General features: G+C 64.1%; 3 protein-coding genes. 2 read left to right on the plus strand and 1 reads right to left on the minus strand.

Annotation, left to right across the window (positions count from 1 at the left end; translation table 11 throughout):
* The coding region (locus ENZ75_RS25210; RefSeq protein WP_206617100.1) for a CopD family protein at positions 1-617 on the plus strand (617 nt) is incomplete at its 5' end.
* 148 nt (positions 618-765) lie between these two features.
* Positions 766-2,193: an NADP-dependent phosphogluconate dehydrogenase gene (gndA, locus tag ENZ75_RS25215; RefSeq protein ID WP_063169025.1), complete on the plus strand. Its 1,428-nt coding sequence runs from the start codon at positions 766-768 to the stop codon at positions 2,191-2,193.
* Between the two features lie 17 nt (positions 2,194-2,210).
* Here gndA and ENZ75_RS25220 read toward each other — a convergent pair whose 3' ends face one another.
* Positions 2,211-3,266 carry a LacI family DNA-binding transcriptional regulator gene (locus tag ENZ75_RS25220; RefSeq protein ID WP_063169024.1) on the minus strand — a complete coding sequence of 352 codons (1,056 nt, stop codon included), beginning with the start codon at positions 3,264-3,266 and terminating at the stop codon, positions 2,211-2,213.
* Between the last annotated feature and the right edge of the window lie 277 nt (positions 3,267-3,543).

Consider the following 3,543-nt stretch of genomic DNA (forward strand, 5'->3'; position numbering starts at 1 on the left):
CTGCCGGCACCGTGCTTGCCGTCATCCAGGTGCAAACGCCCGCGGCATTGGTCGACACCGCCTATGGAAGGCTGCTGCTGATCAAGCTCGGGCTGCTGGTCTTTCTGTTCACGCTCGCTGCCGTCAACCGCTGGAAACTCACGGCATCGGCCGAGGCGGGATCGACGGAAGTTCAACGCAGGCTGGTCCGCTCGATCGGCGTCGAGATGTTGATCGTGTTGGCGATTTTCGGCGTTGCCGCGGGCTGGCGCTTCACACCGCCGCCACGAGCCCTGGCGATCGCGGCAGCGCAACCGGTGTCGGTCCATATCCACGCGCTGCAAGCGATGGCCGATCTCAACATCACTCCAGGCCATGCCGGCCCGGTCGTTGCCTCGATGGTCATCATGAGCGGCGATTTCGGCCCGCTCGACGCCAAGGAGGTAACGCTTGTGCTGTCAAAGCCCGATTCCGGCATCGAGCCCTTGAAGCGCGCGGCAACCAAGCCCGGCGACGGCAGCTGGCGCGTCGACAACCTCGTCATTCCGCTGCCCGGCCGGTGGACGGTGCGCATCGACATACTGGTCTCGGATTTTCAGATGGTGAAGATCGAGGCGCCCGTCGACATCAGGCCGTAGGCGGGACTGCCAGGTACCTCTACACGGGCACGACCGACAATCCGGGCAACACAATTCGGCGAGGCGGTTGACGCAGGCGTCAAGGCCCGTCAATCATCGCCCGCAAAATCGCGGTCTCAACAAACGATCCGAGAGCAGGGAAGAAACGATGGAAAAAGCCGAAATCGGCCTGATCGGCCTTGGCACGATGGGCTCCAACCTGGCGCTCAACATCGCCGAGCACGGGCACCGCATCGCTGTCTTCAACCGCACCAGGGCGCGCACCGATGCCTTTGTCGAGAATGCCGGCGCACTCAGGGACATGGTCGTGCCCTGCTACAGCCTTGAAGAGCTCGCCGCCGCGATCCGGCCGCCGCGCCCGATCATCATCATGGTGCTGGCCGGCAAGCCGGTCGACGAACAGATCGCGGCACTGCGTGGCGTGCTGTCGGCCAACGACATCGTCATCGATGCCGGCAACGCCAATTTCCGCGACACGATGCGGCGCTTCTCCGAGCTTTCCGGTTCGGGTCTCACCTTCATCGGCATGGGCGTGTCCGGCGGCGAGGAGGGGGCACGCCACGGGCCGTCGATCATGGTCGGCGGCACGGAGGACTCATGGAAGCGCGTCGAGAAGGTGCTGACGGCGATCTCCGCCAAATTCAAGGACGAACCCTGCGCGGCATGGCTCGGCACCGACGGCGCCGGACATTTCGTCAAGACCATCCACAACGGCATCGAATATGCCGACATGCAGATGATCGCGGAGATCTACGGCATCCTGCGCGACGGCCTGGGCATGGGCCCGAAAGAGATCGGCACGGTGTTTGCCAACTGGAACAAGGGCCGGCTCAACTCCTACCTGATCGAGATCACCGCCAAGGTGCTGGCCGCCGACGATCCGAAGACCGGCAAACCGGTGGTCGACATCATCCTCGACCGCGCCGGCCAGAAGGGCACCGGCAAATGGTCGGTCATCGAGGCGCAGCAGCTCGGCATCCCGGCCACCGCGATCGAGGCGGCGGTGGCGGCGCGCGTTCTGTCGTCGATCAAGGACGAGCGGCTGGCGGCGGAAAAGGCCTATGGCAACATCGGCGTGACGAAGATTTCCGGTGACAAGGACGCCTTGCTGAAAGATCTGGAACTGGCGCTGTTCGCCGGCAAGATCGCCGCCTACGCCCAAGGTTTTGCGGTGATGAGCGGCGCGTCGAAGGAATTCAACTGGAACCTGCCGATGCCGACCATCGCCAGGATCTGGCGCGCCGGCTGCATCATCCGCTCGCAGATGCTCGACACCATGGCGGAAGCCTTCAGCAAGGGCGGCGCCTCGACCAACCTTCTGATGGCGCCGGCCTTCATCTCGCTGATGCAGGAAGCGCATCCGTCGCTGCGCCGCATCGTGGCGAGGGCTTCGGAGGCCGGCTCGCCGGTTCCGGCGCTGTCTTCCGCACTTGCCTATTTCGACAGCTATCGCCAGGGCCGCGGCACCTCGAACCTGATCCAGGCGCAACGCGACTTCTTCGGCGCGCACGGCTTCGAGCGTATCGACGACAAAGGCGCGTTCCATGGGCCGTGGGGAAGCGGTGCGGCTGGCTGACAAGCCGGCCCAAGAGCCTAAACGGAAACCGGGGGTCTGAACGCCTGAACCTCGCTGGTGGCGACCAGGCGCTGCAGCGAGCCGGGTGCGGCGCCGCCGATCCAGCCGAGCACGGAGCGGGCGAGATCGGAGCCGGCCAGGCGGAAGTTCTCGTTGACGACGAGCAATTCCGGCCGGAACAGGTGCAACAGGTCCGACGACTGCTTGGACACGACATCGACGTCGCGGCCAAGTTTGAGGCCGGCATCTTCGATGCCGGCGACGATAGCCAGTGTCGCGGCGGCAGCGCTGCTGACGAAGCCGTCCGGCCTGTTCTCGCGGCGCATCACCTGCGCGGTCCTGGTCCTGATCTGCTCGATCGTGTGATCGATGGAAACGGTGTTGAACGGAATTTCGCTGGCGCCGACCTCGCTCAGCGCATCGGCAAAGCCGTTCAGCGTGTGGCCATAATAGGTCAGCCCGGGTGGCGGCGACAGAAGCGCCAGCTTGCGCCTGCCCATGCTCGCCAGGCGGCGCACGGCTTCCATCGCGAATACATGGTTGTCGAAGTCATGGTAGGGGTGGACCAGGCCCATGTCGGTGCGGCCATGCGTGGCAAAGGGCATGCCGTGCTCGAGCATGTAGCGGGCGCGTGGATCGTTCGGTTGGGTGCGCGAGATGATGACGCCATCGGCCGAGCCGGTCTCGACGAGATAGCGGATCGGCTCCATCGGATCCTGCGAGCGGGAATAAGGCGTGACGATCAGGTGATAGGGCGTTTCGGCGAGCACTTCCGAAACGCCGTAGATGATGTCCGAGACGAAGCTCATGATCTCGCGGTCGGTGTTGAGCACGAGGCTGATGACATTGGTCCTGCCGGTGCGCAGACGCACGCCGGCGCGGTTCGGCCGGTAGCCGATCTGCTTGGCGACGAGTTGGACGCGGCGCCTGGTTTCGGCGCCGATTTCCGGGGCATCCTTCAAGGCGCGTGACACGGTGGTGACGCCGAGCCCGGTCATGAAGGCAAGCGTCTTCAACGTCGGCCGTCCCTGTGCCGAGTTCTCCCCGTTCTTGTCCGTACGCTGTCTGTCCATTCGTCCCGCCCGTCAGGCGCATAGCAGCCGCGGGCCATGTCGGCAATCGCCGTCATAGCGATACGATATGCGTCCCAGCCCCGGCAAAGCGTCAATATACTGAAACGTTACAGATTGCCAGTATCGAGATGTATGTCCTCGTCACGAGGTGGATGGTTCTTTTTGCGAAACGCATTGGGATTCCAGGAGAAATCGCCCTGCCGCCGCCTTTTGCCCGTATCAGGCGGCATTTCGGTGTTTGCGCCGCAGCAAACCATGCTGCAGTGCATGAGAAGCG

Source organism: Mesorhizobium sp. M7A.F.Ca.CA.002.04.1.1, from assembly GCF_004022805.1.
Lineage (GTDB): Bacteria > Pseudomonadota > Alphaproteobacteria > Rhizobiales > Rhizobiaceae > Mesorhizobium > Mesorhizobium ciceri.

What these genes read in the sequence shown, in the direction of transcription:
- ENZ75_RS25220 (WP_063169024.1), bottom strand. Translation starts at nt 3,266, where the DNA reads ATGGACAGACAGCGTACGGACAAGAACGGGGAGAACTCGGCACAGGGA.
- gndA (WP_063169025.1), top strand. Translation starts at nt 766, where the DNA reads ATGGAAAAAGCCGAAATCGGCCTGATCGGCCTTGGCACGATGGGCTCC.